This window comes from Hydrococcus rivularis NIES-593, from assembly GCF_001904635.1.
Lineage (GTDB): Bacteria > Cyanobacteriota > Cyanobacteriia > Cyanobacteriales > Microcystaceae > Hydrococcus > Hydrococcus rivularis.
In genome coordinates this window covers 1-14,331 of sequence record NZ_MRCB01000041.1, presented here as the reverse complement: position 1 = coordinate 14,331, position 14,331 = coordinate 1, and the positions used below count along the sequence as shown (strand labels likewise).

The 14,331-nt window shown below is 41.4% G+C and carries 11 protein-coding genes; 3 read left to right on the top strand and 8 right to left on the bottom strand.

Going from position 1 to position 14,331, the window contains the following annotated elements:
- Window positions 1-29: 29 nt before the first annotated feature.
- From NIES593_RS21115 to NIES593_RS21105, 3 genes are all read right to left on the bottom strand, one after another.
- A complete protein-coding gene (locus tag NIES593_RS21115) occupies window positions 30-398 on the bottom strand; it encodes a response regulator (RefSeq protein ID WP_073601464.1) in 369 nt (122 codons plus the stop codon).
- Window positions 395-5,872, bottom strand: coding sequence for a trifunctional serine/threonine-protein kinase/ATP-binding protein/sensor histidine kinase (locus tag NIES593_RS21110; RefSeq protein ID WP_073601463.1), 5,478 nt, complete (start codon window positions 5,870-5,872; stop codon window positions 395-397). Before NIES593_RS21110 ends, NIES593_RS21115 begins: the two co-directional genes overlap by 4 nt.
- A gap of 130 nt (window positions 5,873-6,002) precedes the next feature.
- Window positions 6,003-6,959 (bottom strand): isoaspartyl peptidase/L-asparaginase, encoded by a 957-nt coding sequence (locus NIES593_RS21105; protein ID WP_073601462.1) that lies wholly within the window; start codon window positions 6,957-6,959, stop codon window positions 6,003-6,005.
- Window positions 6,960-7,177: 218 nt separating this feature from the next.
- On the opposite strand from NIES593_RS21105, the gene NIES593_RS21100 reads away from it, so the two are divergent.
- A complete protein-coding gene (locus NIES593_RS21100) occupies window positions 7,178-8,203 on the top strand; it encodes an IS701 family transposase (RefSeq protein ID WP_073601478.1) in 1,026 nt (341 codons plus the stop codon).
- A 110-nt stretch (window positions 8,204-8,313) separates the two neighbouring features.
- Here the strand turns inward: NIES593_RS21100 and NIES593_RS21095 are convergent, their stop codons facing one another.
- Window positions 8,314-9,387, bottom strand: coding sequence for an ATP-binding response regulator (locus NIES593_RS21095; RefSeq protein WP_073601461.1), 1,074 nt, complete (start codon window positions 9,385-9,387; stop codon window positions 8,314-8,316).
- Between the two features lie 56 nt (window positions 9,388-9,443).
- Here NIES593_RS21095 and NIES593_RS24380 point away from each other — a divergent pair, with 56 nt between their 5' ends.
- Window positions 9,444-9,602, top strand: coding sequence for a hypothetical protein (locus tag NIES593_RS24380; RefSeq protein WP_175561195.1), 159 nt, complete (start codon window positions 9,444-9,446; stop codon window positions 9,600-9,602).
- A 23-nt stretch (window positions 9,603-9,625) separates the two neighbouring features.
- On the opposite strand, the gene NIES593_RS21090 is transcribed toward NIES593_RS24380, so the two are convergent.
- Window positions 9,626-11,053, bottom strand: coding sequence for a glycosyltransferase (locus tag NIES593_RS21090; protein ID WP_073601460.1), 1,428 nt, complete (start codon window positions 11,051-11,053; stop codon window positions 9,626-9,628).
- A 30-nt stretch (window positions 11,054-11,083) separates the two neighbouring features.
- Complete coding sequence (locus tag NIES593_RS21085; RefSeq protein ID WP_073601459.1) at window positions 11,084-12,160, bottom strand: glycosyltransferase family 4 protein; 1,077 nt, start codon at window positions 12,158-12,160, stop codon at window positions 11,084-11,086.
- 61 nt (window positions 12,161-12,221) lie between these two features.
- Here NIES593_RS21085 and NIES593_RS25335 point away from each other — a divergent pair, with 61 nt between their 5' ends.
- Entirely contained in the window at window positions 12,222-12,353 is a 132-nt protein-coding gene (locus NIES593_RS25335) for a hypothetical protein (RefSeq protein WP_281250776.1), read from the top strand.
- Between the two features lie 18 nt (window positions 12,354-12,371).
- On the opposite strand, the gene NIES593_RS21080 is transcribed toward NIES593_RS25335, so the two are convergent.
- Both NIES593_RS21080 and NIES593_RS21075 read right to left on the bottom strand, forming a co-directional pair.
- Entirely contained in the window at window positions 12,372-13,544 is a 1,173-nt protein-coding gene (locus tag NIES593_RS21080) for an alanine--glyoxylate aminotransferase family protein (RefSeq protein WP_073601458.1), read from the bottom strand.
- Window positions 13,545-13,679: 135 nt separating this feature from the next.
- Window positions 13,680-14,249 carry a YbhB/YbcL family Raf kinase inhibitor-like protein gene (locus NIES593_RS21075; RefSeq protein WP_073601457.1) on the bottom strand — a complete coding sequence of 190 codons (570 nt, stop codon included), beginning with the start codon at window positions 14,247-14,249 and terminating at the stop codon, window positions 13,680-13,682.
- Window positions 14,250-14,331: the final 82 nt, after the last annotated feature.

The following is a 14,331-nucleotide window of genomic DNA, read 5'->3' as shown; positions in this document are numbered from 1 at the left end:
GATAGTGCAAATTTTTATTAAATTTATTATTATAAATTCCAAATTTTTTTCTTAAGCGTCTCAAATTCTATCGGTTTGTTAATATAATCGTCTGCACCGTATTGCATGGCGGTTTGATAGGTCTGCTCGTCTCCATAAGCAGTAATCATAAAAACTTTAACTTGTGGGTAGTTTTCTTTAAGGATTTTCAGCAGTTCTATTCCATTCATCCCCGGCATATTGATATCAGCCAAGATTAAAACGAGATATTCAGAATTTTTGACCTTTAAAGTTTGAAGAGCTTCTTCTGCTGAAAAAGCAAAAGAGAAGTTAATGGCTCCTTGTCTAATCTCTTTTCTAAATTTTTGAGTAAATAAAGATTGAACATCTTTTTCATCATCAACTACCATGACTTTCATATCGGTCTTCCTCGGTCGGGGACAACAGTTTTAGGTAAGGTAACAATAAATTCAGTATATCGAGAAGCTTCAGTTTCAATGCGAATATCGCCTTGATGGGCTTGTACGATGATATCGTGACTGATAGATAAACCTAGACCCGTTCCTTCTCCGGTTGGCTTAGTTGTGAAGAAGGGGGTAAATATTTTGTCGGCAATTTCTGACGGAATTCCATTGCCATTGTCGCGAATGCGTATTTCAACGGAGTCGCCTAAATTTTGAGTGCTAACAACTAACAGTGGTAAGAATTCTTGTTCTTCGCTATTGAGGGGGTTGTAAGATTCGGTTTTTTTTCGATGGACGGCGTAACAAGCGTTGTTGATGATATTTAGAAAAACTCGACTGATATCCTGAGGAATAACATAGATGGGTTCGAGACTATCGTCGTAATAGGTTTCTATAGCAACATAAAAAGAAGAATCTTTGGCTCTCATTCCGTGATAGGCTAAATTGACAGCTTCTGCAAGCAGTGCATTGATGTCAGTTAGTTGTTGGGAAGCGCTTTCGCCCCGCGAGTGCATTAGCATGCCATGGACAATTTTATCAGCTCTTTTGCCATGTTCGTTAATTTTTTGTGCGTTTTGACTGAGATCGTGTAAGATCTCTTGGATATAAGTTAAGCTATCCGAATCTAGGTTATTTTTTTGCAATTCGATTTCTTCGAGAAGTTCTTGGGCTAACTCTATAGATAGTTCGGCAAAATTGTTAACAAAGTTGAGAGGATTTTTAATTTCGTGAGCGATTCCAGCTGTTAGAGTTCCCAGAGAGGCAAGTTTTTCTTGGGCAATTATTTGAGCTTGAGTTTTTTTCAACGTTTGTAGAGTCTTGGCTAATTCTTCATTTTTTCGTTGAAGTTCTCGCGTTCTTTCTTCTACTTTTATCTCTAAAGTTCTGCTGTATTCTTCCAATCGTTCGTAAAGACGAGAATTTTCAATAGAGATAGCTGCTTGAGATGAAAGCATTTGTAAAACTTCAACGCGATCGGGAGGAAAAGCATCTGTAGTTAAATTATTTTCTAAATACAAAATTCCACAAAGTTTGCCTTGGTAAATAAGAGGGATGCAGAAAATCGATTTAGGTTGAGTTTTTACAATATAGGAATCGGCAATAAATTGTTTTTCGCAAGTAGCATTGCCGAAAACGACATTTTGATGAGTTCGGATAACATAGTTGACAATAGCAACTGATAAAAGAGTCGTTTGAGTAGCAGGATTAATAAAGTCTATAGGAATCGATCGCAAGGTAGTGACTTTTTCAGACTCTACCGAACTTTCTGCTTCAATTAGCCATTTACCTTCTTTTTCGAGTATGAGAAAACCTTTTTGCGCTCCAGCATTTTCAATGACAATTTTCATCAGGCTTTCTAGTAACTTTCCTAAGGCAATCTCACTCGATATGGCTTGATAAGCTTTTAGAATTGTAGATAGATCGAATGAGAAAAAGGGGGAGACTTTGTTTACAGAAGCACTTGGCAATTCGTCTGCGTTAGGATGTAGCATCTTATCGTTTTCAATATTTTTCTGCACGATGGTATTTGAGAAGAACTGGGGATAGTTTTGTTTTAAATGCCTAACTTTAGTCATTCCTCCCCATCTCAGATAGCCATAGTAAGCATCCCTTAGATAGACTCTAGCAATTTTGTCTTTGCCTTTACTAAGATAAAACTTAGCAGCTAGTTCGTTAGACAAATTTTCGTTAAGATAATACTCACTTTCGCGTGCTGATGCGATCGCGCGGTCGTAAAGTTCCATTGCTTCTAAGTCTTGGTTAGATATGCGCGCAATCTCTGCGGAAATTAGTAGGTATTTATGTAAAAAGTTTTCCGGACAATTATCCGACCAAACTTCAAATTTTTTCTGATTTTCTAAGATAGTTGACCAGTAATACTGTTTGTTTATTTCTTCAGTAGCTTCTGAACAAAGTGCTAATAAAGTTAATGAATAATAAAAGTAATGTTCGACAAGTCGTAATAAGCCAAAAGAAAAGGCTAAAAGTTTCTCCGATTCTTTTGCTATAATAAGAGCTTGCTTACAGTCATCAAATAAATAAAATAATTGCAGTTTAAGAATATAATAAAAATTTAAATGCATGCCAAGGTCAAGCTCTTGTATTTCTTTTAAATAATTTTCTTCATTAAAGCTGTTATTATTAAAACTCAGCGTAGAATCGGTTAATCCTTGCCAGCATAAAATCGTCTGTTGAAGAAGTCTCTGAAAATAAATTCCATGAACATTTTTATTTTTGTCCACATAATCTATAAATATTTTTAACTCCTGAGTGATTAGAGCTAATGGATCTCCTTTCAAATATATTTTTGATGCTAGATCGTTAAGAGCATAGGTAGCGAAATTGGGATCTCCTGTTTCATTCCCGCATTCAAAAGCTTTTCTTAAAAAAAACCAATCTTCTTTAGTATGTTTTTTCCAATGATTAATAAAAGCACCAAACATGAAGTAAATTTTACTGTCTAAAGCAAGATTCTGAAATTTTTTATTAACTTGAAAAGCTAACTGTCCAAATTCATATCCGCTTTGGTAGTTACCAAAACCCGATCCTATAATCAGTCCATAGGCACTATAAGCAAAAGCAGAAACTTCTGTATTCCCATAACGTAAGGACCTATTCATCATTTTTAACATCAAGAGAATTCCCAAATCTAAATTGATAAAGTAAGCTGGTGCAGCTAAACTCATCAAAATATTCATAATAGCTCTTGAATTTTTATTTACCATTTCAGGCAAGTTATAGATATCGTCAAGAGTTTTACCAGCAAGTTGAAATTGAATTCGGCTAAATTCCCTTTGAATAGCTTTTTTAAGATCTGTTTTAGTTAAATTAATTTTAAAAAGACTAAGACTTTGTATTCCCAACTCAAAGGCTTCTTTAGTTTTTCCGATATTGGTATATAAAACTATCTTAAGTATATAAACCTGGGCTTTATCGACTTTAGTTTTAGCATTTTCAAGAATTAAATTAAATCTTCGTTCTGCTTTATCAAATCTCCCAGTCAAGTATTCACATTCTGCCAGTTCGAGATTGAGAGAAAAACTTAATTGATAATCCGTTTTCCAGCTATCTCCGAGCAAGAAACCGAGAGCAATTTCAAAATAGTTTGAAGCAGCTTCATAAGCTGACGATCGCTTAGCCTTTTTGGCAGCTATCATATTTAGTCTGACAAGCCGTGCTTTTGCAATTTTAGTTTTGATTAGTTGACTGCTTGCATTTAAATGGTTGACAATTTCAAATATTCGTTCTTCTAATTTATCTTGGGAAGTATTGTCTAAAAGTAAATTTCCTATTTTAAAATGAATGTTTTGTTTTTTTTCTTCTGGAATGAGAGAATAAGCAGCCTGCTGAACGCGATCGTGAATAAAGTGATAAGTAAATTTACTATTTTCTTTGATGTCAGGTTCGGGCAAAATGCTGTCAAGCTTGTTAGGAATTTTATAGTAATTTTCACTGGTTGAAATTAAGCCTTGATCTAAGGCTTCCCATAGTTTATTTTCTGTTTCTCTTAAATTGTCTCCAGTCACAAATGCTAAAGTATTTAGATTGAATTGATTTCCTAAGCAAGCTGCGATTTCTAGGGTTTTTTGCGTAGCTGTTGAAAGCTTCTTAATTTTGTCAACCATAAATTCGGCCACATTATCAGCGATTTGCAGACTTTTAATTTTTTCTAAATCCCATTGCCAGCATTTTTTCTTAAAGTTAAATTTTATCAGTTGTTTTTTGTATAAAAAATTGAGAAGTTGATTAATAAAAAAGGGGTTGCCATGCGTTTTATCTAAAATTGGTTTTGTTAAAGGATAAACCAGATTATCCCGACAGGTAAATGTATCGGCAATTAGTTGTTTAATATTGTAAGTATTTAATGGCTGAAGCATTAAAGTATCAACTTTTATCTCTAAAGCTTCTAATTTCTTTAAAGTTATCATTAAAGGATGGCTATCGCTGATTTCATTATTTCGATATGTACCGACAATTAGTAGATATTTAATCTCCGATTGAGTAATTAACAAATGAATTAAATTTAAGGAAGCGAGATCGCTCCATTGTAAGTCATCAAAAAATAAAACTAAAGGATGTTCTTTCTGGCTAAAAACTCCAATAAATTTCTGAAGAACGGAATTAAATCTATTCTGAGATTCTTGCGCTGATAGTTGTGGTACAGTCGGTTGTTTGCCAATAATCAATTCAACTTCTGGAATAACATCGATAATAATTTGACCATTACTTCCCAAAGCTTTTAAAAGTTTTTCTTTCCAAGTTTGTATTCTTTCTTCACTTTCACTTATTATCTGAAGAATCAATTCACGAAATGCTTCAATGAGAAAATAATAGGGAATATCTCGTTTTAGTTGAGAAAATTTTCCAGAAACAAAGTAACCTCCTCTTTGAATGATAGGTTTATGAATCTCATTGACTAATGTAGTTTTACCAATGCCTGCAAAACCCGAGATCAAAATAAGTTTATTTTTTCCTTGACTAACGCTATCAAAGGTATTTAACAATGTCGCGATCTCTTGTTCTCTGCCATAAAGTTTCTGAGAAATTTTTAATTTTTTAGAAACGTCTTGACAAGCCAATATAAATTTTTGTATTTTGCCTTTTTTTTGCCACTGAATCAAGCACTTTTCCAAGTCATTTTTAAGTCCGTAATGACTTTGATATCTATCCTCTGCTGTTTTGCATAATAGCTTATCAATAATTTCTGAAATTATTTGAGGAATCTCTTGATTAAGCTGATGAAGCGACACGAATTTTTTAGCAATATGACAGTGAACTAATTGCATGGGATCGGTTGTTGAAAAAGGCAAACAACCTGCCAGAATTTCATAAAAAGTAATCCCTAAAGAATAAAAATCAGTACGATAATCTATTGAGCGATTTATGCGACCTGATTGTTCGGGAGATATGTAAGCTACATTGCCTTTTAAAACTCTAGGATTCGTAAAAATCTGATTCTCATCTGAAAGAGTAGATGCTAGACTAAAATTGGTGATTTTAACTGTTTGATTGACTGGATCGATCCAAATTGTCTGAGGATTTAAATTTTTATGAATAACGTCGCGTTCGTGAATAGCTTGAATAATCTCTACAATTTTAATAGAAATTTTTAAAAAATCCGCGATCGCTACTTTATTAGTAAAGCAATAAGTCTTAAGTGGTAAGCCTGCAAAATCTTCATAAACCAAAACCATATTATTTTGAAATATTTCTAACTCATAGGGTTTGAGAATACCTGAAATATTTAACTCTTTAGTAATTTGATATTCTTGTTGTAGTTGAAAAATGTCCGTAGGTTGAAAAGATTCAGTTTGAAAAGTTTTTATAATAAAATTTTTACCATCTTTGTTGCGATAACCTCGACAGATAACTGTATGACCATCTCGGTCAATTACTTCAGTAATCGTGTAATTTATAAGTTTATTCATATCAATTACTTTCGCTTGTCTAGCGAAGCTATCAACTGAATTCGATTTTAATAGGAAATGTGCTTCTAACTTAGCTCAACTCAAGCCAAGGCGAATATATCTTAGGGGGTAAAAGTAACGCTTTACACTGTTACGGGTTGAGATAACCGATTAACTCGTTCCCCGACCATTCCAGGGTATCGCCGATTGCCTTACCGTCGTGATAGGCAGCGAGTAGAACTTCGCTGGTTTTTCCCCACGCGATCGCACCCGTAGCATCCAGCGCGATCGCGCCTAAATCTCGTCGATGCTCATAGGATTCCTTCATCGAACGTTCCATCGCTTCCGCTAGCGATAATCCGTCGCTGACGCGTACGACAATTCGTGCCGCCAGACATTCATCGATGATATCTTCGCCAATCCCCGTACAGCTTACTGCCGCATATTGGCTAGCATAGTTACCCGCAGGCATGGCAGAATCGCTTACGCGTCCGATTCTTTCTAATCCCTTACCGCCTGTCGAAGTGCCAACCGCCAACCGTCCTTGCTTGTCGAGGACAACGACACCAATCGTACCCCGTCGCGCTTCCTGAGAAGTCACCAACGCCTGTTCGGCAACAACTCCTGCCATCTTTTTCCTAAAGTTATCTTCTCGTTCCTGAATCCACTCTTGCAGGCGGATATCGATGAGCGGATCGTAAATAGGAAGCTTGAGTTCTCGCAACAGTTCTGCTGCGCCATAATCGGAAAGAACGCGATCGCATTCGTTTTGCAGCGCTTGAGCGAGCTGAATCGGATTTTTAACGCGAGAGACGTTGATAACGCCACTGAAGCGTTGCGCCGCCCCGTCCATCAGAGATGCACTCATGCGGATTTGTCCGTCCGATTGTAGAACCGATCCCGTTCCTGCATTAAAGCAAGGGTCGTCTTCTAGTAGCTGGCAACCCCGAACAACGGCATCAACAGCGCTCGTTCCTTGCAGCAGCAGATCGTAAATTTCTTTGACGACGAAATGGAGAGACTTACGCACGACTTCCAGTCCGCCTTTCCCTTTGAGAGAACTGCCAGCCCCGCCGTGAATAATGAGTTTGGGTTGCCGATCGGTCATACTGTCCCTTTCTACTTGCCTAATCCATCAGCTAGCTTAGCAGTTATCCGTCTCTAATTAGTAGAGTTTTTTGAACTGAACTGTAGTAGGGTTGGCAAAAATGGTTGGTGTTGTGCGGCACGATTTTCAGGTGGAAAGATATAAGTTTACGCGCTGTTGACATGCGGCAATATGTAAACAAGCTTTTAAAGTGTCATCTACTTAGCAGGTATCGAACAATCAGAGAAATCAGCAAACCTTCCACAGCACAATGCCAGCTCGAACATTACACTCTGTTTTTGCTATCAGAACCAAAACATGGGGGATGTTGTAGATTAGCAGAGATATTAGAAAACGTTTCACATGACAGTGTGAATAAATTCTTGCTGAGAGAAAGATACGAACCGAAAGATTTATTCAATACAGTCAAGGAAATTATCAATATAGTAGGTGGGATTTTAAGTGTTGATGACACAGTAGTAGAAAAATTATATAGTGACCCGAAGAATGCCGAATTAATCGGTTATTTTTGGTCTGGGAAACATCATAAGGCTATCAAAGGAATAAACTTAATCACGCTTTATTACAGTGATGTCCATGGTAATTCAGTGCCAATTAATTACAGAATATACGACAAAAAGGAGGGAAAAACCAAGAACGATTATTTCCAAGAAATGCTTACCGAAGTGATTGATTGGGGGATAAAACCCAGGATAGTGACAGGAGATAGTTGGTATTCAGGAGTAGAAAACTTAAAATTTTTAAGAAACCAGAAATTGGGTTTTCTCTTTGGGGTAGAGAAAAATAGAACTGTCTCAACTCAACCGAAAAACTATTGCCAGGTGGGCAGTTTGGAGATTCTCGACCAAGGTTTGATAACTCATCTGAAAGAATTTGGATTTATCAAGTTGTTTAGGAAAGACTTCAAAAAAGAAGACTCTAGGCACTATATATTATATCTACCAGATGAAGATACTCTTAATCAAATCACCAGAAGTGAATTTCTGACAATTCATGATGCTCATTGGGGAATTGAAAGTTTTCATAGATCTATCAAGCAAGTATGTGGAATTTGTCGATTTCTGGTTAGAGATAGCCAAGCTATCAAAACACACATATTTTGTTCACTTCAAGCATTTGTTCGTTTAGAAAAAATGCGCTCTGAAAACATAATTTCCAATTGGTATCAAGTGCAGAGAAACTTATTTACTTTAGTTGTGCGCGACTACATTGTGGACAATCTTACTAATGCTTGTGCTGCTTAATCTACATGGATTAGTTTTTTTGTCAATGCGTAACTCCTAATAACCTAAAAATATGTCTAGGCTTGTCCAACCATGTCTAATTATTTAAGTTCTGCTGGCAGCCCTACAGATTATCGTATTTTACCTAGTAGCCTTGGAATTTTGGCAGTAATACAACAACCAGCCCCCGGCTCGCTGACAATTTTCAGCTCGCCCCCCAAGCCAGCAATTCTCTCTCGCATGCCCTGAAGACCAAATCCAGTATATCTCTCATCGACCCGAAAACCTTTGCCATTATCTTGAAGCACCAGCAATAAACCGGAGGGGGTGGTCTGGAGTTCGATGCGGACGGTGGTTGCCTCTGCATGCTTGCAAATGTTGGTCAGACCTTCTTGCACGATCCGATACGCTACAGTATCGATCTGGTTTGATAGAGGATGGGATAGGTCAATCTGGCATTCTGGCAATATGCCCGTGGTTTGGTGAAATTCTCGGACGAGGGCGGCGATCGCGCTTTCTAATAACTGACCTTGCAGTGGGTCGGATCTGATTTCTGAAACGGATTGGCGTACTGCTTGCAGAGCTTCCGAACCGAGTTGTTTGGCTTCTACTAAGAATGTGTAGGCCTGTTCCGGGTCATTTTTCCACAGCGCCAGGGCGGTTTCCATTTGAATATTGAGCGCTACGAGTGCGTGTCCCAATGAGTCGTGAATGTCGCGAGCAATTCGATTGCGCTCTTCGAGCATTGCTAGTTCTTCAATTCGTTGGTTAAGCGCTCGTTCTTGTTCTAAAGCTTGGAGCAACTGCACTTGCAGCCTGCGAACGGTTAATTGATTCTCAACTCGTACCAATACCTCCTCAACTTGAAATGGCTTAGTAATATAGTCTACGCCTCCAGCCGAGAAAGCTTTAACCTTATCAAACACCTCGTTGAGGGCGCTGATAAAAATGACTGGTATCTCCTGAGTGTCGGGATTGGTTTTTAGATGCTGGCAGACTTCATAACCATTCATGCCGGGCATATTGATATCGAGCAGAATCAAATCGGGGGGTTGTGCCCGCACGCCCATCAATGCCGTCGAACCATTGGTTACACTGCGGACTTCATACCCCTGCTTATCTAGCATGGCTGATAAAAGGCGCAGATTGTCTGGCGTATCGTCAACGATAAGGATATCTCCCTTAGAGGGGTGAGCAGAATTCATAAAGCACGAGTTTAACGCCAAAACTTGGGTTGAGTTATACTATTTTTCATTCATTAATGACACAGATAGTCGATCGCCCTCACCCCCAACCCCTCTCCCAATTGGGGAGAGGGGAGAAGAATGTCGATCGCGAAAACCTGAAAATTGGTATTATCTATCTTCGAGCGATCGCGAAGTATCTCTTATATATTCTAAATGAATCAAAATTTGAGTAAGGGATTTTAGCCAACGCACATTTTTAGGATGCCGATCGCCTCATTGCTGCAACCGCAACAGAGTGCAAGGTACTTTGCCGTGAGACGGCGGAGCCGGCTTGCACTTCGTCAGATGCAGGCGATGGAACAAAGTCTAATGTCTTGTCTGGCTCGAAGTCTGTCACCATCGCTCGTTGCGGCAGCAGGATTGAATACGGTTTTTGACTGCGCCAGAGTGGTATCTGAGTGATGGTTTGTGCCAGTAATCGTCGGTAGATTTCACTCAGATGAGCCGCCGCGATCGTCCAACTCAAGTCCGGATCGGATTTGCCTAAAGAGTTCTGCCATAACCGTTTGACCCATCGATCTCCCTCCAACACCTGAGCGATTGCCTCGGCCCATGCCTCTGGCATGTTAGCGGCAACCCGTAACCCGGTTTCTTTGGGGATGACGGCAAATCTCGCTCCACTGTACTGAGATGCGATTACTGGGGTGCCGCGATCGATCGCCCGTAATGCCTTATCTGCGAAGGGTTCCCTCCAATTCGGAAGCACGCACGCATCGGCTGCACTGTAATAAAAATCGAGATTTTCAGGTGAACCTGATACTGACCAATGAATTTTATCTTTTAGATCGAGTGCTGAAACTTTTTCTTGGATAGCACGATGAATCTGAGCGAGATCGTCAGCAGAACTGGAAGTTTGCGCAATGAAAACCCAATGTTGTTTCCACGAGCGATGCCGTTGGATAGCGGACATTTGATTGAGTCGAGTTGCAATCTCAAGCCAGCGTTCAATTTCTTGCAACGCCCGATCGCCTTGTTGAGCGAAAGTTCCAACCCACAAGATAACGGTGTCGAAGGCAGAAAATCCTAATTGGTGTTTGGCTTCGATTTTCGATCGCACCTTGGGATGGAATGGAGAATACTTGGCATTGAGAGCTGCAAATTCAATAATTTCATCTGCATTGTGCCGAATTTGCCAGGCTTTTTGCGCCGAAGGATGTCCGGAAATTTGCGATTCAATCGAAAGCGAATCTTCACTCCAGTAAGAATGTATCCACTGCATTCCACCAGACACCTTAAGCTGCAACCCAATCTGACCCGCTAATCCATTCCAGGTATGAATGAGTGGATAATTGCCCCCTTCGTGCGTAGCAAATTTTTGAAAATCTCTGACGAATTGGGCGATATTAGTTGCTGTTATATATATTTTGCGACTATCCGGCGAATCCTGTTCTATTTTCACCTGATTAGTGTATGATTCGCCAACTTTACCTAGAAATCGATCGATCTGCCATCCGGCTTTTATCAATGCCGAAGTAAGCTGGGTAAGTTGATGGTGGATCGCTGATGGATCTGATTTTGAGTCATTTGGCTTTGAGTGCAAGGTACTCTGCCGTGAGACGGCGGAGCCGGCTTGCACTTCGTCAATCGACAAAATTGCGATCGCTTGCTTGGGGGAATGCACCATAGCCTTCACCTCCGCTGGCTACAATCCACTTCAAGCAGCAATAATGGGGGTCTCGCTTCGACCATTGCGGCTGAAACTGGTTGCCAAAACCCGTCGATACACCGCTTCATAGCCATCTACCATTGCTTGAACGCTAAAATGCTGCTCCACGTGCTGACGGCAAGTCCGACGGTCTATTTCGGATATTCGAGCGAGGGCAGCAACACATTCATCCACGCTCTGACAAAGAAACCCTGTCTTGCCATGCACGATAACTTCAGGAGCTGACCCCAGTGCCATTGCAATCACTGGCGTACCACAAGCCATTGATTCGGTCATGACCAAACCAAAGGGTTCGCGCCAGGTAATCGGGAACAGCGTAGCAACCGCCCCACCCATAATCTCGCTTTTCTGCGCGCGATCGGCTTCACCTAGAAATTCAATTTGTTTGCCATCAATCAGTGGCGCAATTTCTCGTTCAAAAAACTCTCGATCGGCGCGATCGACTTTGCCAGCTATCTTCAAGTGCCAGCCCGCGCGCTTGGCAATCTCAATCGCCAGATGAGGTCCCTTTTCTGGCGATATCCGTCCTAGAAAAGCTAAATAAGGCGAATTATCTGGTTGGGGATGAAAGAGGTGAGCGTCGGGATCGATTCCATTATATACAGTAGCGATGTAGTTTAAATCCAAGTCATCCCGACGCTGTGAATTAGAAATGCTGACGAAGTTTTGGTGTCTATTTTTGATGTAAATTGGCTCAACCCAAGCGGGGACAATTCCATGAGTCGTATGTACCGTTGGCGTTTTTACCAAATTGGCATAGGGAAAAGCAGAAAAGTCAATGTGCGAATGAATAATATCAAAATCGTTGGCGCGTTCGTAAACTTTACTCAGTTGCAAGGCGTTGTAGATTTGTTCCTCTTGTGGAGTCGCTTCCATCAATCGTAAGGGCTGGGGTGCTCCGGGTTCTAGCTTGGCAAGGGTAACCGAGTCAGCCGTTGCAAACAACGTAACTTCATGTCCGCGTCGAACGAGTTCATCAGTTAATAAACTGACCACTAATTCTGTGCCGCCATAGGCTGGAGGAGGAACTCGCTCCCATAGCGGAGCAATTTGTGCTATTCGCATAGCCTTTTCTCCTTAATACAGCTTTTTTTTCCTGATTTTGATGAAGGTGAAGCGAGCACTTATGCGTCAGATGGAAACAGGCATCTGCGCAACCTGTCTCAGTTTACTCAATCAAATAGTAGAGTTGAACTCCGATTTTTGTCATTGGGGCGATCGCGCATTTACCGATAGCAATAACCGTACCGATAGATGAGCTTTGCTTGACTTCGATCTAGTTAACGATGTCGATTGCTTTCCCATTAGCTATAACTTTCCTAAGCGCTTCCAACAGAAGCACGACATTTTCGCGCCGACTGTTATAACCCATCAATCCAATTCGCCAGACTTGGCCTGCCAGTTCGCCCAGTCCCAAACCAATTTCAATGTTGTAATCAGTCAGGAGTTGGCGTGCCACTGCCTTACTATCGACTCCTTCTGGAACTCTGACCGTAGTTAAGGTGGGCAAGCGAAATTCTTCCCGGACGTGACAAACCAGCCCCAAATCTGCCAAACCTTCCCAAAGCAGGCGGGCATTATTTTGATGTCGTTGCCAGCGTTGCTCTAATCCTTCTTCTGCCGCCAAGCGCAGCGCCTCCCGCAAACCGTAATTCATATTACTAGAAGCCGTGTGGTGATAAATTCGCTCGGAACCCCAATAGCGATTCAACAGGTTCATATCCAGATACCAATTCGCGACTGGCGATCGCCTCTTTTGAAGTTTGTCCCAGGCGCGAGGACTCATGCTAAAAGGAGCGAGTCCCGGAGGACAGCCGAGACCTTTTTGAGTGCAACTATAAGCCAGGTCGATTCCCCATTTATCTAAAAACACAGGTACGCCGCCCAAACTCGTCACCGTATCGACCAACAACAAACAATTAAATTCGCGGCACAACTCGCCTACTCCTTCCAGGGGCTGACGCGCTCCCGTCGAGGTTTCTGCGTGAACTAGGGCAAGAACGGCAGGACGATGGGTTTCTAAGCCCTCTCTCAGTTCGTCTAGGCTAAAAACCTCTCCCCAAGCCTTAGTCAGCTTGCGTACATCGGCTCCATAACGACTCGCCATATCCGCCAAGCGATAGCCAAAGTAACCCATTATGCCGACTAAAATTACATCCCCCGGTTCGAGAACGTTAGCCAAAGTCGCTTCCATAGCTGCACTGCCCGTTCCACTGACCGAAATCGTCATCGGGTTATCTGTTTGCCAAACGTAGCGGAGCAAGGTTTGAATTTCGTCCATCAATTCTAGGTAACAGGGGTCGAGGTGCCCCAGGGTTGGCAGGCTCATAGCCGCTAAAACGCGGGGATGGACATTAGCTGGACCCGGACCCAAAAGCAGGCGCGGGGGTACGTCTAGTTGGGTAGTATGGATGCGATGGCGCTCGTCGATAGAAAAGGGTAAGGTCATGATCGATTCAGTCAAAATTCAGAAATAGAGGCGCACAATCGTGCGCCAGGACAGAAGTGAAAATTAGGGGATTCCCTCGTTTATAAAAATTTTATCTGTTAGCTGTAAGTTAAGTACAAGGTATGACAGCTTATTTCATTTTCTGCAATAACGCCCGATGAATTCGGCTTGAGCGAGAATATGCCCTTTCATAGCAGCTTCTAGTTGAGCTTTTGTCGCTCCTGGTTTGAGGTCTAACATTGTATCTAGGGCATAAAGTTTGAAGAAATAGCGGTGTGTTCCTCGCGGCGGGCAAGGTCCCCCATAGGCAATTTTGCCGAAGTCATTTTTTCCCTGAAGTCCGCCATTGGAAAGTGAATTGCCTGCGGGAATCTTTTCGGGCAAGGAGCGAGTTTCGGGAGGCAAATTGTAAACGACCCAGTGAACCCAGGTTTTCATCGGTGCGTCGGGATCGTCGCAAATCAGCGCCAGGCTTTTAGTGGCAGCTGGCGGATCGTCCCAAATCAAAGGCGGCGAGATATCCTCGCCATCACAGGTGTACCGAGATGGTATTAGTTCGTTGTGGGTAAAAGCCGTACTTTCTAGTTTCATCGTTCCAGTAGAAGAGAAATTCTGTTGTTTGGGTACAGATCCGCAAGCTACTAAGGAAAGTCCCAGCCAGCTAGAGAATCTAACGCCCAGCCGTAAGCAAGCTCTGCGATTCATTGTTGCCCTCGATCGCTGTTCTTCTATATTATCGGGTAAGGTTCGAGGGTCGCCCCTCTCCCCTCCCCTAAGAACGGAACGT

Excerpts from the sequence above, each read along its gene's own strand:
- NIES593_RS21115 (WP_073601464.1), bottom strand. The coding sequence starts at position 398 with ATGAAAGTCATGGTAGTTGATGATGAAAAAGATGTTCAATCTTTATTT.
- NIES593_RS21110 (WP_073601463.1), bottom strand. The coding sequence starts at position 5,872 with ATGAATAAACTTATAAATTACACGATTACTGAAGTAATTGACCGAGAT.
- NIES593_RS21105 (WP_073601462.1), bottom strand. The coding sequence starts at position 6,959 with ATGACCGATCGGCAACCCAAACTCATTATTCACGGCGGGGCTGGCAGT.
- NIES593_RS21095 (WP_073601461.1), bottom strand. The coding sequence starts at position 9,387 with ATGAATTCTGCTCACCCCTCTAAGGGAGATATCCTTATCGTTGACGAT.
- NIES593_RS24380 (WP_175561195.1), top strand. The coding sequence starts at position 9,444 with ATGACACAGATAGTCGATCGCCCTCACCCCCAACCCCTCTCCCAATTG.
- NIES593_RS21090 (WP_073601460.1), bottom strand. The coding sequence starts at position 11,053 with ATGGTGCATTCCCCCAAGCAAGCGATCGCAATTTTGTCGATTGACGAA.
- NIES593_RS21085 (WP_073601459.1), bottom strand. The coding sequence starts at position 12,160 with ATGCGAATAGCACAAATTGCTCCGCTATGGGAGCGAGTTCCTCCTCCA.
- NIES593_RS25335 (WP_281250776.1), top strand. The coding sequence starts at position 12,222 with ATGCGTCAGATGGAAACAGGCATCTGCGCAACCTGTCTCAGTTTACTC.
- NIES593_RS21080 (WP_073601458.1), bottom strand. The coding sequence starts at position 13,544 with ATGACCTTACCCTTTTCTATCGACGAGCGCCATCGCATCCATACTACC.
- NIES593_RS21075 (WP_073601457.1), bottom strand. The coding sequence starts at position 14,249 with ATGAATCGCAGAGCTTGCTTACGGCTGGGCGTTAGATTCTCTAGCTGG.